Origin of the sequence: Salipiger sp. PrR007 (assembly GCF_010499845.1) — a bacterium.
Lineage (GTDB): Bacteria > Pseudomonadota > Alphaproteobacteria > Rhodobacterales > Rhodobacteraceae > Salipiger > Salipiger pacificus_A.
On sequence record NZ_JAAGOZ010000072.1, the window covers coordinates 128712 to 149760 of the forward strand.

Sequence of the window (21049 nt, forward strand, 5' to 3'; positions counted from 1 at the left end):
ATGATTGTTTGGGTCAGGACGCGCGGGCGGCCAGCACCTTGTCGAGCCACCCGCGATCCAGCTGCGGCACCGAGTCCAAGAGCTTGCGGGTGTAGGGATCACGCGGCGCCTCGAAGAGCGTGGCGGTCTCCGCCTCCTCGACGATCCGGCCCTTCTGCATCACCACCGTCCGGTCCGCGAGCCGCCGTACCACCGACAGGTCGTGGGTGATGAAGAGGTAGGTCATCCCCAGCTCGTCCTGCAGCTTGCGCAAGAGGCGCAGGATATCCTCGGCGACCAGCGGGTCGAGCGCCGATGTGACCTCGTCACAGATCATCAGATCGGGCTCGGCGGCCAGCGCACGGGCGATGCAGACGCGCTGCTTCTGCCCGCCCGAGAGCGCGCCGGGCAGACGGTTCGCCATCTCGGCCGGAAGGCCGATCATCTCGAGCAGACGCGCCACCTCGTCCCGCTGCGCCTTGCCCTTGAGCCCGCGGAAGGTCTGCAAGGGGCGACCGATGGTCTCGGCCACCGTCTGGCGCGGGTTCAGCGCAACGTCGGGCAGCTGGTAAATCAGCTGGATGCGGCGCAAGAGATCCGGCGAGCGCTTGCGGTAGGTCACGGGCAGCGCCTCGGAATCGAAGCGCACCTGCCCCGCAGAGGGGGCCAGCAGGCCCGATACCAGCCGCGCCAGCGTCGACTTGCCCGAACCGGATTCGCCGACGATTGCGACGGTCTCGCCGCGCTTCACCGACAGGTCAACGTCATGCAGAACCGGCGTCCTGCCATAGGCGGCAGAGAGGTTGTCGATCCGCAGGATTTCCTCGCCCGTCCGGTGATGCGCGCCCGCCTCGGCGTTGAGACTCGCCTGCCGCTCGGAGACGAGCCGCTGCGTGTACTCCTCGCGCGGGGCGGCAAGGATCTGCTCGGTGGTGCCGGTCTCGACCTCGGCCCCGTTGCGCAGAACCATGAGCCGGTCGGCGACCTGCGCGATCACCGCGAGATCATGGGTGATGTAGAGCGCCGAGGTGCCGTATTTGCGGATCGTCTCGCGCAGCAGCAGCAGCACCTCGATCTGCGTCGTCACGTCGAGCGCCGTGGTCGGCTCGTCGAGCACGAGGATGTCGGGCTTGCACGACATGGCCATGGCGACCATCGCCCGCTGCAACTGCCCGCCCGAGACCTGATGCGGGTAGCGGCGGCCAAAGGTTTCGGGCTCCGGCAGCCCGAGCGCGGTGAAGAGCTCGATCATCCAGGCGCGGGCCTCGGCGGCGCTCATCTGCCCATGCCGCAGCGGGCCTTCCATGATCTGCCGTTCCAGCCGGTGCGCGGGGTTGAAGGCCGCCGCCGCGCTCTGGGCCACATAGGCGATGCGCGCGCCGCGCACGGCTTCGCGCTCGGACTTTGAGGACGACGCCAGGTCGCGGCCCGCCAACTCGATGCTGCCGCCGGTGATCCGGCAGCCGCCGCGCCCGTAGCCCATGGCCGCAAGGCCGATGGTCGATTTGCCCGCGCCGCTCTCGCCGATCAGGCCAAGGATCTCGCCCTGCTCCAGATCGAGCGAGACGCCATGCAGCAGCTCCACGCCCTCGGCGGTGGCAACCCGCAGGTCGCGGATACGAAGGATATCGCTCATCGGTTGTCTCCCTGCACGGTGGTGTGGCCCGCGAGCAGCCAGTCGACGGTGAGGTTCACCCCGATGGTCACCATGGCGATGGCACCGGCGGGGAAGAGCGGCGCGTAAAGCCCGTAGAGGATGCCCTGCTGGTTGTCCCGCACCATGCCGCCCCAGTCGGCGAAGGGCGGTTGCACGCCAAGCCCGAGGTACGACAGCCCCGCCACGAAGAGGAACGTGAAGCAAAAGCGCATGCCGAACTCGGCCACCAGCGGCGGCAGGGCGTTGGGCAGGATCTCCTTGCGGATCATCCAGCCAAGGCGCTCGCCACGCAGGCGGGCGACCTCGGCGTATTCCATGACGTTGATCCCCTGCGCCACGAGCCGTGCAAGGCGGAACACCCGGGTGCTGTCGAGCAGCGCGATGGTGACGATCAGCACCGGCAGCGACGAGCCGAGCGCCTGCAGCACCACCAGCGCCGAGATCAGCACCGGGATCGACATGACGGTATCGACGACGCGCGACAGCACCAGGTCCAGCCAGCCACCGCGGATCGCCGCGAGGATGCCGAGCGGCACGCCGACGGCGAAGGACAGGCACACGGCGGCGAGAGAGATGCCGATCGACATCTGCGCGCCGTAGAGCAGGCGCGAGAGCATGTCGCGGCCGTTCTGGTCGAAGCCCAGCGGGTGGCCCGGCTGCGGCATGTCGAAGGGCATGCCGACGATCTCTTCCTGCCCGAAGGGCGCGAGCATCGGCCCGAAGAGGAACAGGATTGCATTCGCGGCGATCAGCGCCATGCCGATCCAGCCGGGCAGCGGGATGTTGGAGAGGCGGGACATCTTACGCCTCCTTTCCACGCGGGTGGCGCAGGCGGGGATTGAGCGCGATGGCGGCAATGTCGGCGATCATGTTGAGGATCACGTAGGCGGCCCCGAAGATCATCGCGGCGGCCTGCACCATCGGCAGATCGCGCTTCGACACGGCATCGACCATGAAGCGGCCCAGCCCGTTGTAGTTGAACACCGCCTCGACCAGCACGACGCCGGTGATGAGGTAGGCGATGTTGAACGAGACCACGTTGACGATCGGCGCGGCGGCATTGGGCGCCGCGTGGCGCATGACCACCCGGCCGTTCTTCAACCCCTTGAGGAAGGCGGTCTCGATATAGGGCTGGTCCATCACGCCCAGAACCGTCGTCCGGGTCATGCGCAGGATCTGCGCCATGGTGACCATGACCAGCACCAGCATCGGCAGCGTGGTGGCGTTGAACCAGGCGGCGAGACCCATGCCCTCGTAGGTGTCGGCAAGGCTCGGCAACCAGCCGGTCTTTACCGAGAGCCAGAGCACCAGCAGCAGGCCAAGGAAGTACTCGGGCAGCGACACGAAGGCGAGCGCGGCGACATTGGCGGCGCGGTCAAAGATCGTGCCCCGCTTGGCGGCGGCGAGGATGCCGAGACCCACGGCCAGAGGCACCGCGATGACCCCGGCGTAGGCCGCCAGCGCCATGGTGTTCCAAAACCGCGGCCAGAGCAGGTCCGAGACCGGCTGACCCGAGGCCATCGAGCGGCCCATGTCGCCGGTGAGGATGCCCCCCAGCCAGTCGAAATAGCGCTGCAGCGCGGGCACATCGAGGCCCAGTTCGCTGCGCAGCGCGGCGAGGGACTCGGGCGTGGCGCTCTGCCCGAGGATGGCCCCGGCCACGTCGCCCGGCAGGATCTCGGTTCCGGCAAACACCAGAACCGAGACCAGCCAAAGCGTCAGCAGCCCGAGGCCCGCGCGTTTTGCGATCAGCGAACCCATCAGGCTTCCAGCCAGACCTTCTCGGCCATGCGCGCGCCCATCAGGTTGAACATCGCATGGGGTTTCACGCCCTTCACATCCTTCGACACCGCGTCGAGGTAGTCGCCGAACATGGGGATCATCGCGCCGCCGTCCTCGTGGATCAGCGCCTGGCACTCCCAGTAGATCTCGCGGCGCTTCTCCTCGTCGAGCAGCGCGCGGGCCTCTTTCAGAAGCGCATCGAAACGCTCGTTGCTCCAGCGCGTGTCATTGTAGGAGGAGCTGGACTCATAGGCGATCGACAGCATCTGGTCGGCGGTCGGACGGCCGCCCCAGTAGGACATGCAGAACGGCACCTGCATCCACACGTCGCTCCAGTAGCCGTCCGCCGGCTCACGCTTGATGGTCACGTCGACGCCAGCGCCAGTGGCCGCGCTGCGGAACACCGCCGCCGCATCGACCGCGCCGGAGAAGGCCGCATCGGAGGCCGAGAGGGTGACGGCAAGCGGATCGAAGCCCGCCTTCTTGGCGTGAAACTGCGCCTTCTCGGGATCGTAGGCGCGCTGTTCCAGCTCGGAGTTGTAGAAGCGGTCGGTCTGCGGGATCGGGTGGTCATTGCCCAGCTGGCCAAAGCCGTTGAGCGCCGTCTTCAGCAACTGCTCGCGGTCCACGGCGTACTTGATGGCCAGACGTGCGTTCACGTCGGTGAACGGGGCCTTCGTGCAATCCATCAGGAAGGTGAAGTGCTGGCCGCCGGCCGAGCGGACGATCTCGAGCTTGGGGTTGCGCCCCAGCAGGGTGACGGTCTTGAAATCCACCGCGTTGATCGCGTGCACCTGGCCCGACATCAGCGCGTTGGTGCGGGCGGTCACATCGTTGATCACCACCACCTCGACGGCATCCACGTTGGCGCAGCCGGGCTTCCAGTAGTCCTCGTTGCGCACGAAGCGGCCACGCACGCCGGGCTCGACGCGCTCGGGGATGAAGGGGCCGGTGCCGACGGGGTTGGACCAGTCGTCGAAGCCTTCGGGCACCACCAGCAGGTGATAATCCGACAGCAGGTACGGCAGATCAGCGTTGCCGCTCTCGAGCGTGATGCGGATCTGGTGATCCGAAAGCTTCTCGATCTCGGTGATCGGCGCGAGGATCGAACGCGCCGCTGACGAACTCTCGCCACGGTGCAGGTTCAGCGAGTAGATCACGTCGTCGGCGGTGAGGCTCTTGCCATTGTGGAAGGACACGCCCTGACGGATGTCGAACACCCATGCGGCGGCGCCCTCTTCGGCTTCCCAGGCCGAGAACAGCTCGGGTTGGGCGATGTTGTCGGAGTCGATCTCGACGAGGCCGTTCATGACCATGTAGGCCTGGTTCACCGGCACCCAGTCGGCGAGCTTGCGGATGTCGAAATCGTCGGTGGTCGAGCCGCCGCTGATCCCGAGCTTCAGCGTGCCACCCTTGCGCGAGGTCTCCTGCGCGCGCAGCGGCAGGCCGCTGAGACCCACGAGGCCCATGCCGGCAGCCCCCGCGAGAAGGCCACGACGGCTGATGCCGGACATGTCATGAAGTTTCGTCATGTCGTCTCTCCTGTGAATTCTTGCTTATACGCGGCTCTTGGCCGGCTTGGCGCAGAACATTCCGGGGAATGCTTAGAGGTACAAATGAAAATTTGTCATGCCCCTCTGAGGGCATTTCAAGCGCGCGGTTTTCAAATGGGAATCAGAGGCTTGCCCGGTGCCAGCGGGTCAGCTCGCCCGCCAGCGCCTGTTGCTCTCGACCAGCCAGTCTCCGACCTGGCGCGCGGCCTGCCGCTGGTGACGGGTGGTTGGGCGCATCAGGTAATACTCGCCATGACCTCGGAACGGCCGCGTATCTGCCGGAACCAGGGCGCCGCTCTCCAGGTAGTCGACAAGGAACCACGTCCAGCCCATGGCGAAGCCGACTCCGCGCCGCGCCGCCTCGACCGAGAGGTGATAGTCGCCGAGCTTCCAGCGGGTCGTCGCGCCGGGCAGCTTGAGGCCGACGGAGGCAAGCCAATTGCCCCAGTCCGTCCACTCCTTGTGGGTCTCCTCGACGGTCAGCAACATCGGGGCCGCCGCCTCTACAAGCGGCGTGCCGCCGGGCGCCATGACCGGCAGGATCTCTTCCGGCCCGAGCGCGGCGACGAGATGGTCGGCGGGGCGGTTTGGGCGGTAGTAGATCGCCAGATCGTATTCGTCGTGACGCAACTGCTGGAAGAAGTCGTTGACGATGAGCTTCAGTTCGAGCGCCGGGAAGGCGTCGCGCAGCCGGGTAAGCCGGGGGAGCATCCAAAGGTCGGCCACGGCGCGCGAGCAGGCGATGGTCACCTGGTCCTGCCCGCGCCGGGTGATCTGCCCCGCTTCGAGCGATTGCAGTGCATCGAGCGCCCGGCCCACCTCCTTGGCGTATTCCTCGCCGATCCGGGTCAGCACCACGCCCGCAGGCTGGCGCTCGAAGAGCGCCGCACCGACGTGATCCTCGAGCTGCGCGATCTGCCGGCTGATGCCGCTCTGGGTCAGCGCCAGCAGTTCGGCGGCGCGGGTGAAGCTGCCGCAGCGCGCGACGGTCTGAAAGGCGATGAGGCTGCGCAGCGGAGGAAGGCGACCGATATCCATGCCGCGCTTATAGGCGAGCGCCACGGCGGCGCGAAGAGCCATTGCGCCGGCAGGACGTCCCCGGGCGCCGGAAAAGCAACTGCCGCGCTCGGGAGGGAGCGCGGCAGGGGAGGAAAAACCGAAAGGGCGAGGGGGCTATTCGGCCACCTGTGCGGGCTTCATGGAGCCTGCGTACTCGTTATGGAAGTAGGTCATCGTATCGAGAAGAACATCCTCGAGCGCGATCTTCGGCTCCCAGCCAAGAAGCTCCTTGGCCTTCGAGATGTCGGGCATGCGGCGGTCGCAATCCTCGTAGCCTTCGCCGTAGAACTCTTCGGCGCTCACCTCGATGATCGGGTAATCCTCGTAAGAGGGATCCCCGGTGATCTTGGCGTAGGTCTTGCGCATCAGATCCGCCAGCTCGGCCATGGTGACCTCGTTGTTGCGGTTGCCGATGTTGAAGGCGTGACCGTTGGCCTTCTCGGGGCTGTCGAGCATGCGGCAAATCGCGTCCACGGCCTCGTAGATCGACACGATGGTGCGGCGCGCCTTGCCACCGTCCACCAGCTTCATCGGATCGCCGTTGAGCAGCGCGCCCATGAAGCAGGCCAGAACCCGGGGAACGCCATCGCCGTCGCGCTGCGGAATGTAGTCCATACGCGGGCCGAAGAAGTTCAGCGGGCGCACCACGGTGAACGGCAGGCCGTCTTCCTTGTGGTGGGCATAGACAAGACGCTCGACCATCTGCTTGGCGCAGGCATAGGTCCAGCGCTGGTTGACGATCGGCCCCATAATGAGCGGCGTCTCGTCTTCCTTGAGTTCGTAGAGGTCGGGGTTCTCGTAGCTCGTGTCCCCGACATAGCTCGACAGCGTGCGGCCATAGCACTCGCTGGTCGAGAAGCTGATCAACCAGCGCTTGTATTCCACGCAGAGTTCGACAATCGGATAAACGTCGAACAGGTTGGACTTGATCACGCTGATCGGGTTGGTGTTGTACTCGGACGGGTTGCAGATCGCGGCAAGGTTGATGACCACATCCCCATCGGCCACAGCATCCCGCAGATCCTGTTGGGTTTCTGGATCATCCACGTAGCGCTGGTGGAGCGTGAAGTTCGGATTATCCAGGTGCTTCCGGATCTTCGAGCTCTCCGGGTCCCATCCGATGATCTTGTGATCGGTGGTGGTGAGCAGGCGATCCAGCAGATGGCTGCCGATAAAGCCCCCGCATCCAAGGATTACAATATTCATCGGATTCTCCGTTCCAATTCGCATATGAAAAGCACCTCCGGTCAGGACCCGCGAGAATGACGGGGGCCCCCAGAAAATATTAGCTTAAAATCTGTAGCTTGCGCGTGGGATTAAAACTTAACTACCCGAATCCTATTACACGAAAATAAACGCTGTGACCACGCTTTGAACATGATCTAGGCCACAGGTTGCGGGACTCAGCCCCTTCCTTGACCGAAAACTTGGCGGCAAATTGCCACCAGTGCCCCGAACTGCGCCACTTCCCGCATCGCCACGACGCTGCGGCGCTGGAATGCGCCGGCGGAACCGCCTCGCCACGGCAAGGTCCAGCGATGATTCGCCGGTTTCCGTGGCTGGCGGAGGCGGACCTCCGCACGTGCAAGGACAATGCCTTCGTCATCGCCCCCGCCCGAGGCCGCAATTCGCGAGACGGGCGAGAGCGGCAGACCCGGCATGTGTGGGGATTTCGCCGAACCCGGCGGCATCCGACACCTTATAACAGGCACCTTATAATAGGCACGTCGGCTACCGCGACCGCCGAGATTGCCACTGCGGCTGCCGGGCCCTAGGACCGGCCGTGGCGGTCCAGCGGCGAGCGGGGGATTCGGAACATCGCGCCCGGAGTGAGTTCGTGGTGCTGGAAGCCGTGGCGGCTGTAGAAATCCTCGAGCGCGGGCTTGTCGAGCCCCTCCTCCCCGAAGGGTTCGTGGTGCAGCTCGATCCCCAGCTCGGCCTCATCCGCCGCCTCGACTAGCTGGCGCAGGATGCGATGCGTCACGCCCTTGCCCCGGTGCTTCGGCGCCACCCAGATGCCGCTCAGGATAAAGCGTTTGCTCCAGAGCGAATGCTCGATGTAGGCGACGTTCTCCTCGCTGTCGCGATAATAGGTGCGCTCGCCGGTCTCTCCGGTCGAGGCCATGAGACCCGGCACCCGCGCCAGGCGCTCGGTGACATAGGCGTATTTCACCTCGGCGCGGCGACCGGCCCGTTCAAGCCCCTCCTCCAGTTCGCGAGTCAACTCGGGATGGCGAATCTCGCAGTAGTCGCGCATCCCGTGTTGCAGGGCAACGGCCACGAATGCGCGTAACTCATTCTCGAGACGGGTGATTTCGGCGCTCTCCTCGGACTGTCTCCGGGGGGTGCTGAACGTCCGGGACCCGCGTGCAAAGTCGGTATATGGCATGGTGTCCTCCCAGGCCGATAATATAGCGACATTTTCATCAGGTCAGTACATCCGGACATCCTGTTCGCGCAAACAGTGGATTGCGCGACTGCCCGCCTGCGCGGCGGGCAGCGATCATGGCGCTCAGAAGGCGGCTTCACGCGCGATCACGTCCCGCATCGGCTCGAACAGCATCTCCGCCAGAAGCCCCGCCACCTCGGCCCAGAACGCCTCGTCCGCGGCAAGCGCCGGCGGCACGAAGGCTGCGTGACGCAGCGCGCCGACGATCTCGTCGGCCTCCCTGCCCTCGGCCATGGCCTGAAGCTCGGCGGCGCGGGGGTCACGCAGCGCGTAGGGCGCGCAATCGTGGGTCGCGCCGCTGAGGTGTCGCAACCAGGCCGCCGTGGCAAAGGTGAAGGCCCGGCAATCCCCCCCCCTGGCCCGCGCATCTGCCACTGCGGAAAAGACGCGCTGCGGCATTTTTTCCGAGCCGTCCATGGCAATCTGGAAGGTCTCATGCGCGATCTCGGGGTTCTCGAAGCGCTTGGCCAGCGCCTCGGCATAGACGGCGGTGTCGATCCCCGGGATCACGGGCAGGGTCGCGGCGGCGGCCCCAAGGTGGCGGCGCACCAGCTTGGCCAGCGGCCTTGCCGCCATCACGTCGCGCACGTAGGGGCACCCGGCGTGGAATCCGGCGTAGGCCAGCATGGAGTGGGTGCCGTTGAGCATCCGCAGCTTCATCCTCTCGAAGGCGGTGACGTTGCCGGTGAAGATCGCCCCGGCCTTTTCCCAGGCCGGTCGACCTTGCGGGAAATTGTCCTCGATCACCCATTGAACGAACGTCTCGGTCGCGATCGCTGCCTGATCCTCGCACCCGGTCAACTCGGCGGCCTCGGCCAGCGTCGCCGGTGTGGCGGCGGGGGTGATGCGGTCGACCATGGTCGAGGGGAAGGCGACCTCGGCGGCAATCCACTCGGACAGCGCGGGGTCGATGCGGCGGGCGAAATCCACCACCGCGCCGCGCAGCAGAACGCCGTTTTCCGGCAGGTTGTCGCAGCAAAGCACGGTGAAGGGTGCAAGCCCCGCATCCCGGCGGCGTCGCAGCGCCTCGGTCAGCAACCCGAGCACGCCCTGCGGCGCCGCGGGATTGGCAAGATCGGCGGCGACGGCGGGATGCGACGGGTCGCAGCCCTGCGTCGCGCGGTCCAGGCCATAGGCCTTTTCGGTCACCGTCAGCGAGACGATCTTGGTGCCCGGCGCGGCCATGGCCACCAGTGCCGGCTCGGGGTCGCCGGCCGAGCAGATGGCATCGGCGATGGCGCCGATCACCCGCGCCGAAGTGCCCTCGGCGCCCTTCTCGATCAGCGTGTAGAGCCCGTTTTGCGGGTGCAACTCGTCAGACGCCTTGGGCGAGCGCAGCGACACACCAAGGATGCGCCAATCGCCGCCCTCGGCCGCCAGCGCCAGATCGGTCAGCGCCGCCTGGTGCGCCTTGTGGAAGGCGCCGAGGCCGAGGTGGACGATGCCCACCCCATACGCCTGCGGATCATAGCCCGGGCGCAGCGCCTCGGGCACTTGGCTCAGCGAGGTCAGCCTCATGCCTTGCCCGCCACTAGCTCGTGCTCGAAGGCACGGTAGAGGCCGCGCAACTCGGCCAGCCCCTTGAGCCGGCCGATCGCCGGGTAGCCCGGCTGCGCTTCGCGGCCGATGTCGTCGAGGATGTCCTGCCCGTGGTCGGGGCGGAAGGGGATCGACCAGTCGGCCCGGCCCTCATCCTTGCGGCGGCGCTCCTCGGTAACCACGGCGGCGACCATGGCGACCATGTCGGTGTGGCCCGAAAGGTGCTCGTCCTCGTAGAGCGAGTTCATCACCTCGCTGCCCTCGATGCTGACGTTGCGCAGGTGCAGGAAGTGCACGCGGTCGGCCAGCGCCTTGAAGATCTCGACCGGGTTGTTGTCCGGGCGCGCCCCCAGCGAGCCGGTGCAGAGCGTGACGCCATTGGCGCGCAGATCGACGGCATCGAGGATCTTCCGGTAATGCGCCTCGGTCGACATGATCCGCGGCAGGCCGAGCAGCGGGAAGGGCGGATCGTCGGGGTGGCAGCACAGGCGCATGCCCAGCTCTTCGGCCAGCGGCGTCACCTCCGACAGGAAGTCGATCATGTGCTGCTGCAACTGGGTCTCGGAGATATTGTCGTATTCCGCGAGGTGCAGCTTCACATCGTCGAGCGAGAATTTCTCTGCCGCGCCGGGCAGACCAAAGACGACGTTGCCGGCGAGCTGCTCCTTGCGTGCGTCATCCATCTTGGCGAAGCGCTCCGCGGCCTCGGCGACCACATCGTCAGGGAAGCTCTCGGCAGCGCCTGCGCGCTCGAGGATGTGGATGTCGAATGCGGCGAAGTCGATCAGGTCAAAGCGCATGCAGCGCGCGCCGCTCGGACGTTCCCAGGCCAGATCGGTGCGGGTCCAGTCGAGCACCGGCATGAAGTTGTAGCAGATGGTCTCGAGACCGGCCTCGGAAAGGTGCCGCATCGAGGTCTTCCAACTCTCGACATGAGCCTTCCACTCGCCCTTCTGCTTCTTGATGTCTTCCGAGACGGGCAACGATTCGACAACGTCCCAGACCAGCGGCGACGGGCGGCCATCCTTGCGCGTGGCGATCTCGCGCTGGCGCTGCGCGATCTCTTCGGGAGTCCAGACTGCGCCGGTAGGCACGTGGTGCAATGCGGAAACGACGCCCTCGACGCCAGCCTGCATCATGTCGTCGATGCTCACGCGGTCTTTCGGACCGAACCAACGCCAGGTCTGACGCATCGGAAACCCTCCCTCTTGTCTGCCGTGCGGGACGGGCTCCCGCGCATCGGTGGTCACGAGATTCATAGCAGCCGATTCAAATGTTGACTAGTATGGAAGTATGGAGCAGGTTGCCGCCACGGAGGAGAGCTATGGGAATCGAGACAATCCAGATCGAGCAGGTCGACCAGTCCGCTCCCGTCGGACCGCAGCTGATCCGCGCCCTGCGCCAGGCGATCGTGCAGAACCAGCTCGAACCCGGCACCCGGCTCTCCGAGGCCGAGATCGGCGCGCGCTTCGGCGTCTCGCGCCAACCCGTCCGCGAAGCCTTCATCAAGCTGGCCGAAGAGGGCCTGCTGGAAATCCGCCCGCAGCGCGGATCCTTCGTGCGCAAGATTTCCGTGGCCGCCGTGCTCGACGCGCGCTTCGTGCGCGAGGCGGTCGAGGCCGACATCGCCAAGGCCTGCGCCAGCGCGCGGCCCGACGGGCTGGTCGAGGAGCTGCGCAGCCAGATCGCCGCGCAGGCCCGGCTTGTGGATCAGCATCCCGCCGCCTTCGTGCCGCTCGACGACGAGTTTCACCACACGCTGGCCAAGGGCGCGGGCCGCCCCAACGCCTGGGCGGTGATCGTCGGCACGAAGAGCCAGATGGACCGGGTGCGCCAGATGACCTCGGCGCATTTCCCGCTCGAACACCTCATCGCTCAGCATACCGCGGTGGTCGACGCCATCGACGCGGGCGATCCCGATGCCGCCGAGAGGGCGATGCGCGGCCACCTGCAGATGATCCTGTCGGACCTGCCGGCCATCCGCGAGGCCTTCCCCGAATACTTCGACCCCGATGCCGCGTGAATATCCGCGCTGCATCGTCCCCAAGCGACCCTAAAAGGGAGGACACCATGACTGTCGCCAAAACCCTGAAAACCCTGCTGCTTTCCGGCATTGCCACCGTCGCGCTCAGCGCTTCGGCCATGGCTGCCGACATGACGCTGAAGCTCGGCCACCTCGCCAACGAGGACAACATCTGGCACAAGGCCTCGCTGAAGTTCGCCGAGGAGCTGGCCACGCTCACCGACGGCCGCATCGAGGTCGAGGTCTATCCGAACGAGACGCTCGGCAAGGAAGTCGACGTGATCAACGGCATGCAGCTCGGCACCGCCGACATGACCATCACCGGCGAGTCGCTGCAGAACTGGGCACCGATGGCCGCGCTGCTGGCGATGCCCTATGCCTACAGCTCGCTCGAGGACATGGACTCCGTCGCCGGCGGCGAGCTTGGCGACCGCATCGAGGCGCAGATCATCGAGAAGGTGGGTATCCGCCCGATCGCCTATTTCGCCCGTGGCCCGCGCGAGCTGACCTCGAACCGCCCGATCACCTCGCCGGACGAGCTGAACGGCCTGAAGATGCGCGTGCCGAACGTGCCGCTCTTCCTCAACGTCTGGAAGGCGCTTGGCGCGAACCCGACCCCGATGGCCTTCTCCGAGGTGTTCACCTCGCTGCAGAACGGCACCATCGAGGCGCAGGAGAACCCGCTGGCGCTGATCAAGTCGGCGAACTTCAACGAGGTCCAGAAGTACATCAACAAGACCGATCACGTGCGGTCGTGGATCTACCTGACGATCTCGGAAATGGCGTGGAACCAGATGTCCGAAGAGGATCAGGCCAACGTCATGGAAGCCGCCAAGCGCACGCAGGAATACGAGCGTGAGCTCTTCCTCGCCGACGAAGAGCAGCTGGTCACCCAGCTTCAGGACCTCGGCGTGGAATTCGTCGACGTCGACAATGAGGCCTTCGCAGCCGCCGCCAAGGAAGCGGTGCTGAGCTCGGTCTCCGAAGACATCCGGCCCGACGTCGAAGCGCTCTTCGACCGCTAAGCCGGACCGCGGGCCCCTCCTCCCCTTCTCCCGGGCCCGCACTCCCGGGCCGGACCCCTCCACTCGGGTCCGGCCCTTCCCGTAATTTCACCGAAGAGCCGATCCATGCAAAAGCTCGTCACGGTCCTGACCGCAATCGCCCGCATCGCGACGGGGCTCAGCTTCGCCGCCATCATCGCCGCCGTCATCATCCAGCTGCTCGGGCGCTCGGGCGTAATCTCCTCGGTCGTCTGGACCGAAGAGCTGACCCGCTTCGCCCTGCTCTACCTCGCCGCCTTCGGCGTCGGGCTGGCCTACCGCTCGGGCGATCTGGTCAATGTCGACATCGTCTGCGAGGCCCTGCCGGGACGGCTGCCCTGGATGCTGAGGCTCATCTGCGCGGTGATCACGCTCGGTTTCGGCCTGATGCTGATCAAGGCGACCTGGCTCTACGTGTCGATCGGCGCGCGGCAGACTGCGCCGTCTCTGGGTGTGCGCATGGATTTCATTCACGCCTCGGTGCTGGTCGCATTGCTCTCGATCAGCCTGTTTGCCGGGCTGCGCGTGGCCGGCATGCTGAGCCGCCGCGACACCGGACTTCCCGAAAAACCCGAAGAGGAGCTCTGAGATGGAGCTGACCATTCTGCTCGGCTGCTTCCTCGGCGGCCTGATCATCGGCTTGCCTGTGGCGATCACCCTCGGCGTGTCGTCGATGGCCTATATCCTCTTCAAGGGCATGCCGCTCGTGGTCATCCCGCAGAAGATGTACGCGGGCATGGACAGCTTCGTGCTGCTCTGCATCCCCGGCTTCATCCTTGCCGGCAACCTGATGAACGCTGGCGGCATCACCGGGCGCATTGTGCGGCTGGCGCAGGCGCTGGTCGGCTGGATGCGCGGCGGGCTGGGCCTCACCAACGTCGCCGCCTCGATGCTCTTCGGCGGCATCTCGGGCACCGCCGCGGCGGACGCCGCCTCGATCGGCGGCATGATGATCCCCGGCATGAAAAAGGCCGGCTACCCCGCCGACTTCTCCGCCGCGATCACCGCCGCCTCCTCGACCGTCGGGCCGATCATCCCACCCTCGGTGCCGATGATCATCGTCGGCACGCTCTCGGGCATCTCGGTCGGCAAGATGTTCATCGCGGGCGCCCTGCCCGGCATCCTGATGGGCGTGGCGATGATGGTCACCGCCTGGATCATCGCGCGCCGGAACAACTACCCGCGTCAGCAATGGCAGGGCATGGGCGAACTGTGGAAGGCCTTCCTCGGCGCGTTCTGGGCCGTGGCCATGACCGGGCTCATCGTCGGCGGGCTGCTCACCGGCTTCGCCACCCCGACCGAGACCGCCATCGTCGCCTCGATCTACGCCTTCGTCGTCGGCGCCTTCGTCTACCGCGGGCTCAAGCTGCGCGACGTGCCGAAGATCCTGATCGACAGCGCCGTTTCCGCCGCCGCGATCCTCGTGCTGGTCGGCCTTGCCAACGTCTTCGGCTGGATCCTCGTATCCGAGCGCATCCCGCAGATGATCGCCGACAGCGTGCTCAGCATCACCGACAACAAGTTCCTGGTGATCCTGCTGATCAACCTCGTGCTGCTCTTCGTCGGCATGTTCATGGAGACCATCGCCGCGCTGATCATCCTCTTCGGCCCGCTGCTTGCGCTGGCCACCGGCGTCGGCGTCGACCCGCTTCACTTCGCGGTCTTCGCGGTGCTCAACCTGATGATCGGCCTGACCACGCCGCCGGTCGGCGTGTGCCTGTTCATCTGCGCCGGCATCGGCCGGGTCACGCTCTGGCAGGTCACCCGCGCGATCATGCCCTTCATCATCACCAACATCCTCGTGCTGCTGCTCGTGTCGTACGTGCCGTTCTTCAGCACCTGGCTGCCCTCCTTCCTGTCGAACTAGGACCAAGATTATGACCAACCGCATCGCACGGCTGCACGGACAGAAAGACCTGCGCGTCGAGACCATCGAAGAGCCCACCGCGGCGGCGGGCGAGGTGGTGGTCGCGATCGGCGCGGGCGGCATCTGCGGCTCGGACATCCACTATTATGCCGACGGCGGCATCGGCACGATCCGGGTGCGCGAGCCGATCATCATCGGCCACGAGGCGGCGGGCACCGTGGTCTCGGTCGGCGACGGCGTGACCGGCGTGAGCCCCGGCGACGTGGTGGCGGTGAACCCCTCGCACCCCTGCGGAGAGTGCAAGTTCTGCACTGCGGGCGAGCACCAGCACTGCATGAGCATGCGCTTCAAGGGCTCGGCGATGTTCCTGCCGCACGAGCAGGGCTTCTTCCGTGACCGCGTCGCGATCGGGGCAGGCCAGTGCTACAAGATCGCCGAGGGCGTGCCGATGGCCGAGGCCGCGCTGGCCGAGCCGCTCGCCGTCTGCTGCCGCGCCGTGACCCGGGCCCTAAAGGTTGCGGGTTCGCTCGAGGGCAAGCGCGTCCTCGTCACCGGCGCAGGCCCGATCGGCGCGCTCTGCGTGGCGCTGGCCAAGCATTACGGAGCCTCGGAGATCGTGGTCACCGATCTGCAGGACGCGACCCTCGAAGTGGCCAAGCAGGTCGGCGCAACCCGCGCGATCAACGTCGCCACCAACGGCGAAGCCTTGGCCGAATACGAGGCCGAGAAGGGCCAGTTCGACCTCTGCTTTGAATGCTCCGCCGCCGGCCCGGCAATCCGCTCGGCCATCGCCTGCACCCGCCCGCTCGGCACCATCGTGCAGGTCGGCGTCATGGGCGACACGCCGGTGCCGTTCAACATGCTGGTCTCGAAAGAGATCAACCTCTGCGGCACACACCGTTTCGACGCCGAGTTCGGCCAGTCGGTAGAGCTGATCAACGCGCGCGCCCTGACCCTCGCGCCCATCGTGACGCATTCCCTGCCCGTCGATCAGGCACAGGACGCCATCGAACTGGCGATGGATCGGGGCAAGGCGGTGAAGGTCCAGCTGACCTTCGGCTGACCCACCTCCCCTGCCCCTGCAAGGACCGCGCCGCCCACCGGCGCGGTCCTTCCTTTTGGACACGTGCTTCAGCCCTCGATCATTCCCACCGTGCCGAGGATCGCGGCAAGCCCCGCGTAGAGCCCGCGCAGCGACAGCTCCGGCTCAACGTCAATCCATTCCTCGAGAGTGTGCGCCCGCCCGCCGGTGCCGCCCGATCCGAGGCAGATCGCCGGCACGCCAAGGCTCATGGGGATATTGGCGTCGGTCGAGCTCTCACCGGTCGACGCCGTGAAGCCAAAGGCCGGGAGTGCCGCAAGGGCCGACTGGACGATGGTGCTCTCGGGTGCGGTCTGCCCCGCCGGGCGGTTGCCGATGCGGCTCACCTCGGCGCGGATCGCGCCATGGCTGGTGTCGCCCCGGGCGTTCTCAGCCGCCACGGCCTCCTCGACGAGCGCGTGCAGCGCCGTGTCGAGCTTGTCCAGCTCGGCTGCATCCACAGAACGCAGGTCCACCTCGAGCCAGACGTCCTCGGGGATGGCGTTGATCGAGCTGCCGCCCCCCATGACGGAGGCGCAGAATGTGGTGCGCGGCTCTGCCGGGACCTCGATGCGCGCCATGCCCGCCATCAGTGACCCGAGCGCATAGGCCGGGTTGACCGTGCCGAAGGCGTTCAGCGAATGCCCGCCCGGCCCGCGGAAGCTCACCCTGTAGCGCAGCGAGCCGACTGCGCCGGTGGTAATCTGTCCCACCTCCAGCCCGTCGATGGTGAAAAAGCCCGCGATCTTCTCGCGGTAGGCGCCCTGCTCAAAGAGATACCGAATACCGCGCAGGTCGCCCTTGCCCTCCTCGCCCACGTCGCCGACGAAGAGGATATCCTGCTCGGTCTCGATCCCCGCGGCATCCAGCGCCCGGACAAAGGCCAGCAGCGCCGCCAGCCCACGCGTGTCATCGCCGACACCCGGCGCATAGAGCTTGGTGCCCTCGCGGCGCACGGTCACGTCGGTGCCTTCGGGGAAGACCGTATCCAGATGGGCCGCGACCACGATCACTTGCCCGTTGCCGCGTCCGCGGCGCAGACCCAGCACGTTGCCGATGCCGTCAAGTTCGACCTCCTGCAGCCCCAGCGCGCGGAACTTCTCGGCGTAGGCGGCGGCGCGGACCTCTTCCTGGAAGGGCGGCGCGGGGATCTCGGTCAGCTCGATGATCTCGCCGACAAAGCGCTCATGGCCCTGTGCCAGGTCCTCCTGCGCGCGCTTGAAGCGGTCCGATGCGATGATCCGGGCGACGTCTTGGGTCATGGAAGGTCCTGTAACTGGGTCGGGGAGGGAAACTTCTCCCGACCCAGTTACAGGAGGACGGGCCATCCCGCCACTCAGTCCGGCGTGCCGATCCGCTCGATGTTGCCGACAAGCCCCTGTGCCGTGGCCAGTGCCCGGGCGGTCGCTTGTGCCATCTGTGGCAGGATCATCCACTCCAATGCCCAGGCCGCGCCCGAGCGCTCCTGCTCGTGGATCAGCGCCTGGTGCATGCCCGAAAGCTGCACCGCGTTGAACCGGGCCAGCGTCACCAGCAGCTCGGCCCCCACCGGGTTCTGCTTGTGCGGCATTGCCGAAGAGCCGCCGCCGCCCGAGAGCTTGATCTCATCCAGCCCCTGCTGCGCCATCAGGCAGATGTCCTGCCCGATCTTTCCCAGCGTGCCGGTGATCAGCGACAAGAGCCCCGCGTATTCCGCCACGCTGTCGCGCTTGGCATGCCAGGTCCCGCCGGTGCTGGCGAGGCCGAGCTCGGCGGCGACGTGATCGGTCACCGCCTGCGCGTCCTCCCCCAGCGCCTTGCGGTCGCCCGAGGCACCGCCGACCTGCACGCGCTCGACCCGCGGGGCGATCTCGGCCAGCCGCTCGAGATGCGCGGCAAGCGGCTGGTGCCAGGGTCGCAGGCGGTCGGACACGGTGATCTCGGTCGCCGCCTGCATCCGCGTGCGCCCCATCAACGGGGTCTCGCCCTGTCGCGCGTCGAGCGCGATCAAAGCCGCCTCGAGCTCGGCCACCCGCCGTGCCAGCAGCGCGGTGCTGTCCTTGAGCGTCAACACCAGCGCACTGTCCACCACGTCCTGCGAGGTGGCCCCCTTGTGCAGCGCCGAGGCCGCGTCCGGTCCGACAATCACCTGCAGCTGCTTCACCAGCCGCGGCACCGGCACGCCATCCTGCGCCATGCCTGCCCGGATGTCCGCGAGATCGATCCGCGCCGAGGCAATCGCCTCGGCCGCAGCCTCGGCCAGCGCCGCATCCACCCGCCCGCAGGCGCCGAGCGCCCGGCTCCAGGCCGCCTCGAAGGCAAGCATATGCGACATCTGGCGCTCGGCGGACCAAATCTTTGCCATCTCCGGATCGCCGAACAGCCCGCCCAGCCAGGGGTGATCGAAAACGCTCGCGCTCATCTTGCTCCGTCCCTCTTCCATGTCGAAAGGGCGACCTTAAGGCCGCCCCGTTTCTTTTTTGCTTACAGCGCCCGTCTCAGATGTCGAGAAAGACCGTCTCGCCCTCGCCCTGCAAGCGGATGTCGAAGCGGTACTTGCCCTCGCCGGTCTTCTTGGCGATCAGCGTCTCGACCCGCGGGCGCTGCTCGATGCGCGCCAGCAGCGGGTCCGAGGAATTGTCCTCGTCCTCGAAGTAGATACGCGTCTGCAACCCGATGTTGATGCCGCGCGCCACGACCCAGAGCGAGATATGCGGCGCGCCGACCACGCCGCCGCGGCCCTTCACCTTGCCCGGCTTCACCGTGCGCAGGGTGAATTCGCCGGTCTCGGCATCGGCCGCAAAGCGGCAATGGCCCGAAACCTTGGGGTCAGCGCCGTCCTGGCCGGGGAACACACCCTTGGCATCGGGCTGCCAGCTCTCGATCAACGCGTCGCGCATCGCCCAGCCGGTGCCGTCGTAGACCGAGCCGGTGATCTCGATGATCTCGCCCTCGCAGCCCTCTTCGATGGGGCTGACGCCGATTTCCTCGTCGTAATACCCGGCGTTGCCCGCGTAGGTGGGCATCAGGCCGATGTGGACATAGGGCCCGGCGGTCTGCGAGGCGGTTTCCACGAGGGTGTCGAGTTTCTGCACCATGATCACATGCCCTCCAGCTTGTTCTCGAACATCGACTGGCGGCGGCCGCGCAGCACGATGTCGAACTTGTAGGCGAGGTAGTCGAGCGGGCGCGAATGCGCCAGATCGAGCGGGGCGACCAGCGCGTCGAGCTGGGCGCGGTTCTTGATCGTCGCGGCGATCGGGCAATGGTCGATGAGCGGATCGCCCTCGAAATACATCTGGGTGATCAGCCGCTGGCCGAAGCTGTGACCGTAGACCGAGATATGGATGTGCATGGGCCGCCAGTCGTTGCCGCGGTTCGGCCAGGGATAGGCGCCGGGGCGAATGGTCAGGAACTGGTAGTAGCCGTTCTCATCCGTCAGCGTGCGGCCGCAGCCGCCGAAGTTCGGGTCGAGCGGCGCCAGGTAGGTATCTTTCTTGTGCCGGTAGCGTCCGCCCGCGTTGGCCTGCCAGATCTCCAGCAGCGTGTTCGGCACCGGGCGCGCATTCTCGTCGAGCACGCGGCCGTGCATCAGGATGCGCTCGCCCACGGCCGGAGCCGCGCCCTTGGTCCAGTTGAGGATCAGGTTGTTGTCGAGCGCGCCGAGCTTGCCGTGACCGAAGGTCGGGCCGGTTTCCTCCGAGGGCGAACTTTCCATCGACAGCAGCGGCAGGTTCGGGGACCGCGCGACGCTGGTCTTGTAGCCGGGATCATAAGCCACCGGATGCGCGTCGCGGTTGCGCGGGATCAGCGGACCCTTGTCCTTGATCGAGTCTGGGGTGATGAAGTTGCTCATTCCGCTGCCGCCTCCATTTCGGCATAGGTCGCCTTGGCCAGTTTCAGCGCGTGGTTGGCGCGCGGAACCCCGGCGTAGATCGCCACGTGCTGGAAGGCCTCCAGAACGTCCTGCTTGCTGGCCCCGGTGCGCGCCGTGGCGCGGATGTGCATCGGGATCTCCTCGAAGTTGCCAGTTGCCGCCAGCAGCGCAAGCGTCAGCATCGAGCGCTCGCGCTGGCTGATCGCGTCCGAGGCCCAGACCGTGCCCCAGGCGCTGCGGGTGATCAGCGTCTGGAAGGGCTCGTCAAAGGCGGTCTTGGCGGCCTCGGCACGGTCGACGTGGGCATCGCCCAGCACCGACCGGCGCGTCTTCATGCCCTGTTCGTAAAGCTCGTCCATTCAGGCAGTCCTTTCCAGAAAGTCGTTGATCAGGCGGGCGGTCTCGGTGGGCTGCTCGACGCAGGGGATGTGCCCCGCCGCCTCGATCAGCGAGAACTCCGCCCGGCACAGCTCGGCGGTGCCGCGCACCAGCTCGGGCGGGGTCGAGCCGTCCTCGGCTCCGACCATGGCCAGCACCGGCAGCGTCAGCGCGCGGGTGCTCTCGGTCAGATCGGCGCCCGCGATGGCCGCGCAGCACCCGACGTACCCCTCGATCGGAGTGCGCACGAGCATGTTCCTCCACGCGGCAAACTGCGGGTCGCTCTCGCGGAACCCCGGCGTGAACCAACGCTCGAGGATGGCATCGGCCAGCGCGGCGACGCCGCCTGCGCGGATGCCGTCGATCCGGGTCTGCCACATCTCGGGCGTACCGATCTTGGCCGCCGTGTCCATCAGCACCAGCGCGCGGATCAGGTCCGGACGCTTCGCCGCAAGACCCTGCCCGATGAGCCCTCCGATCGACAGGCCGACGAAGGTGACGCCCTTGAGCTCCAGCGCCTCGCAGATCGCCTCGGCATCGCCCACCAGCGTCTCCATCTCGTAGGGCGCCTCGGGGGCATCCGACAGCCCGTGGCCGCGCTTGTCGAAACGCACCACGCGCAGCCCCTCGGGCAGCAGCGGGATGAGCGCGTCCCAGACCCGCAGGTCGGTGCCGAGCGAATTGGCCAGCATCAGCACGCGCCCGTCTTTCGGGCCCTCGTCGCGGATGTGCAGGCTGACGCCGGCTACGGTGATTGTCTGCATGATGCCTCCTCGCGGCCGG

Annotated in this window: 20 protein-coding genes; 5 read left to right on the top strand and 15 right to left on the bottom strand. The window is 66.8% G+C overall.

All coding sequences use genetic code 11. The features are described 5' to 3' along the window. Window positions 1-13 precede the first annotated feature (13 nt). The 9 genes from G0Q01_RS22900 to uxuA all read right to left on the bottom strand — a co-directional run bounded on the left by G0Q01_RS22900 (window position 14) and on the right by uxuA (window position 11211). Window positions 14-1615, bottom strand: coding sequence for an ABC transporter ATP-binding protein (locus G0Q01_RS22900; protein WP_164197882.1), 1602 nt, complete (start codon window positions 1613-1615; stop codon window positions 14-16). Beyond that, window positions 1612-2436 carry an ABC transporter permease gene (locus tag G0Q01_RS22905; RefSeq protein WP_164197881.1) on the bottom strand — a complete coding sequence of 275 codons (825 nt, stop codon included), beginning with the start codon at window positions 2434-2436 and terminating at the stop codon, window positions 1612-1614. Before G0Q01_RS22905 ends, G0Q01_RS22900 begins: the two co-directional genes overlap by 4 nt. A gap of 1 nt (window position 2437) precedes the next feature. Beyond that, entirely contained in the window at window positions 2438-3397 is a 960-nt protein-coding gene (locus G0Q01_RS22910; protein ID WP_164197880.1) for an ABC transporter permease, read from the bottom strand. Next, the gene (locus G0Q01_RS22915) at window positions 3397-4950 is read right to left on the bottom strand and encodes an ABC transporter substrate-binding protein (RefSeq protein ID WP_164197879.1); all 1554 of its coding nucleotides are present in this window, start codon (window positions 4948-4950) and stop codon (window positions 3397-3399) included. Before G0Q01_RS22915 ends, G0Q01_RS22910 begins: the two co-directional genes overlap by 1 nt. Before the next feature lie 168 nt (window positions 4951-5118). Continuing rightward, complete coding sequence (locus G0Q01_RS22920) at window positions 5119-6051, bottom strand: LysR family transcriptional regulator (protein WP_235940346.1); 933 nt, start codon at window positions 6049-6051, stop codon at window positions 5119-5121. A 93-nt stretch (window positions 6052-6144) separates the two neighbouring features. Next, on the bottom strand, window positions 6145-7236 hold the full coding sequence (locus tag G0Q01_RS22925; RefSeq protein ID WP_164197878.1) for an NAD-dependent epimerase/dehydratase family protein: 1092 nt from the start codon (window positions 7234-7236) through the stop codon (window positions 6145-6147). Between the two features lie 565 nt (window positions 7237-7801). Continuing rightward, the gene (locus G0Q01_RS22930) at window positions 7802-8419 is read right to left on the bottom strand and encodes a GNAT family N-acetyltransferase (RefSeq protein ID WP_164213898.1); all 618 of its coding nucleotides are present in this window, start codon (window positions 8417-8419) and stop codon (window positions 7802-7804) included. A gap of 123 nt (window positions 8420-8542) precedes the next feature. Continuing rightward, window positions 8543-9997 carry a mannitol dehydrogenase family protein gene (locus tag G0Q01_RS22935; RefSeq protein WP_164197877.1) on the bottom strand — a complete coding sequence of 485 codons (1455 nt, stop codon included), beginning with the start codon at window positions 9995-9997 and terminating at the stop codon, window positions 8543-8545. Then, window positions 9994-11211 carry a mannonate dehydratase gene (gene uxuA / locus G0Q01_RS22940; RefSeq protein ID WP_164197876.1) on the bottom strand — a complete coding sequence of 406 codons (1218 nt, stop codon included), beginning with the start codon at window positions 11209-11211 and terminating at the stop codon, window positions 9994-9996. Before uxuA ends, G0Q01_RS22935 begins: the two co-directional genes overlap by 4 nt. A gap of 131 nt (window positions 11212-11342) precedes the next feature. Here uxuA and G0Q01_RS22945 point away from each other — a divergent pair, with 131 nt between their 5' ends. From G0Q01_RS22945 to G0Q01_RS22965, 5 genes are all read left to right on the top strand, one after another. Next, window positions 11343-12041: a GntR family transcriptional regulator gene (locus G0Q01_RS22945; RefSeq protein WP_164197875.1), complete on the top strand. Its 699-nt coding sequence runs from the start codon at window positions 11343-11345 to the stop codon at window positions 12039-12041. A gap of 47 nt (window positions 12042-12088) precedes the next feature. Continuing rightward, window positions 12089-13066: a TRAP transporter substrate-binding protein gene (locus G0Q01_RS22950; RefSeq protein WP_164197874.1), complete on the top strand. Its 978-nt coding sequence runs from the start codon at window positions 12089-12091 to the stop codon at window positions 13064-13066. Window positions 13067-13171: 105 nt separating this feature from the next. After that, complete coding sequence (locus G0Q01_RS22955) at window positions 13172-13672, top strand: TRAP transporter small permease (RefSeq protein ID WP_108970268.1); 501 nt, start codon at window positions 13172-13174, stop codon at window positions 13670-13672. A gap of 1 nt (window position 13673) precedes the next feature. Beyond that, window positions 13674-14951 carry a TRAP transporter large permease gene (locus G0Q01_RS22960; RefSeq protein ID WP_108970269.1) on the top strand — a complete coding sequence of 426 codons (1278 nt, stop codon included), beginning with the start codon at window positions 13674-13676 and terminating at the stop codon, window positions 14949-14951. A 10-nt stretch (window positions 14952-14961) separates the two neighbouring features. Next, window positions 14962-16014, top strand: a complete 1053-nt coding sequence (locus tag G0Q01_RS22965; RefSeq protein WP_164197873.1) for an L-idonate 5-dehydrogenase — start codon at window positions 14962-14964, stop codon at window positions 16012-16014. 68 nt (window positions 16015-16082) lie between these two features. Here the strand turns inward: G0Q01_RS22965 and G0Q01_RS22970 are convergent, their stop codons facing one another. The 6 genes from G0Q01_RS22970 to pcaD form a co-directional block, all read right to left on the bottom strand. After that, complete coding sequence (locus tag G0Q01_RS22970; protein WP_164197872.1) at window positions 16083-17294, bottom strand: M20/M25/M40 family metallo-hydrolase; 1212 nt, start codon at window positions 17292-17294, stop codon at window positions 16083-16085. Window positions 17295-17368: 74 nt separating this feature from the next. Further along, window positions 17369-18433, bottom strand: a complete 1065-nt coding sequence (locus G0Q01_RS22975) for a 3-carboxy-cis,cis-muconate cycloisomerase (protein ID WP_164197871.1) — start codon at window positions 18431-18433, stop codon at window positions 17369-17371. A 76-nt stretch (window positions 18434-18509) separates the two neighbouring features. Continuing rightward, on the bottom strand, window positions 18510-19109 hold the full coding sequence (gene pcaG / locus G0Q01_RS22980; protein WP_203595139.1) for a protocatechuate 3,4-dioxygenase subunit alpha: 600 nt from the start codon (window positions 19107-19109) through the stop codon (window positions 18510-18512). A 2-nt stretch (window positions 19110-19111) separates the two neighbouring features. After that, window positions 19112-19867: a protocatechuate 3,4-dioxygenase subunit beta gene (pcaH, locus tag G0Q01_RS22985; protein WP_203595140.1), complete on the bottom strand. Its 756-nt coding sequence runs from the start codon at window positions 19865-19867 to the stop codon at window positions 19112-19114. Continuing rightward, on the bottom strand, window positions 19864-20247 hold the full coding sequence (pcaC, locus tag G0Q01_RS22990; protein ID WP_164197870.1) for a 4-carboxymuconolactone decarboxylase: 384 nt from the start codon (window positions 20245-20247) through the stop codon (window positions 19864-19866). The genes pcaH and pcaC overlap by 4 nt, the downstream gene beginning before the upstream one ends. Next, complete coding sequence (gene pcaD, locus G0Q01_RS22995; protein WP_164197869.1) at window positions 20248-21030, bottom strand: 3-oxoadipate enol-lactonase; 783 nt, start codon at window positions 21028-21030, stop codon at window positions 20248-20250. Window positions 21031-21049: the final 19 nt, after the last annotated feature.

Coding starts and splice junctions, on each gene's coding strand:
- G0Q01_RS22910 (WP_164197880.1), bottom strand. CDS start 3,397: ATGGGTTCGCTGATCGCAAAACGCGCGGGCCTCGGGCTGCTGACGCTT.
- G0Q01_RS22975 (WP_164197871.1), bottom strand. CDS start 18,433: ATGAGCGCGAGCGTTTTCGATCACCCCTGGCTGGGCGGGCTGTTCGGC.
- G0Q01_RS22945 (WP_164197875.1), top strand. CDS start 11,343: ATGGGAATCGAGACAATCCAGATCGAGCAGGTCGACCAGTCCGCTCCC.
- G0Q01_RS22900 (WP_164197882.1), bottom strand. CDS start 1,615: ATGAGCGATATCCTTCGTATCCGCGACCTGCGGGTTGCCACCGCCGAG.
- G0Q01_RS22925 (WP_164197878.1), bottom strand. CDS start 7,236: ATGAATATTGTAATCCTTGGATGCGGGGGCTTTATCGGCAGCCATCTG.
- pcaH (WP_203595140.1), bottom strand. CDS start 19,867: ATGAGCAACTTCATCACCCCAGACTCGATCAAGGACAAGGGTCCGCTG.
- G0Q01_RS22920 (WP_235940346.1), bottom strand. CDS start 6,051: ATGGCTCTTCGCGCCGCCGTGGCGCTCGCCTATAAGCGCGGCATGGAT.
- G0Q01_RS22935 (WP_164197877.1), bottom strand. CDS start 9,997: ATGAGGCTGACCTCGCTGAGCCAAGTGCCCGAGGCGCTGCGCCCGGGC.
- G0Q01_RS22905 (WP_164197881.1), bottom strand. CDS start 2,436: ATGTCCCGCCTCTCCAACATCCCGCTGCCCGGCTGGATCGGCATGGCG.
- G0Q01_RS22955 (WP_108970268.1), top strand. CDS start 13,172: ATGCAAAAGCTCGTCACGGTCCTGACCGCAATCGCCCGCATCGCGACG.
- G0Q01_RS22965 (WP_164197873.1), top strand. CDS start 14,962: ATGACCAACCGCATCGCACGGCTGCACGGACAGAAAGACCTGCGCGTC.
- G0Q01_RS22970 (WP_164197872.1), bottom strand. CDS start 17,294: ATGACCCAAGACGTCGCCCGGATCATCGCATCGGACCGCTTCAAGCGC.
- pcaD (WP_164197869.1), bottom strand. CDS start 21,030: ATGCAGACAATCACCGTAGCCGGCGTCAGCCTGCACATCCGCGACGAG.
- G0Q01_RS22960 (WP_108970269.1), top strand. CDS start 13,674: ATGGAGCTGACCATTCTGCTCGGCTGCTTCCTCGGCGGCCTGATCATC.
- G0Q01_RS22930 (WP_164213898.1), bottom strand. CDS start 8,419: ATGCCATATACCGACTTTGCACGCGGGTCCCGGACGTTCAGCACCCCC.
- uxuA (WP_164197876.1), bottom strand. CDS start 11,211: ATGCGTCAGACCTGGCGTTGGTTCGGTCCGAAAGACCGCGTGAGCATC.
- G0Q01_RS22950 (WP_164197874.1), top strand. CDS start 12,089: ATGACTGTCGCCAAAACCCTGAAAACCCTGCTGCTTTCCGGCATTGCC.
- G0Q01_RS22915 (WP_164197879.1), bottom strand. CDS start 4,950: ATGACGAAACTTCATGACATGTCCGGCATCAGCCGTCGTGGCCTTCTC.
- pcaC (WP_164197870.1), bottom strand. CDS start 20,247: ATGGACGAGCTTTACGAACAGGGCATGAAGACGCGCCGGTCGGTGCTG.
- pcaG (WP_203595139.1), bottom strand. CDS start 19,109: ATGGTGCAGAAACTCGACACCCTCGTGGAAACCGCCTCGCAGACCGCC.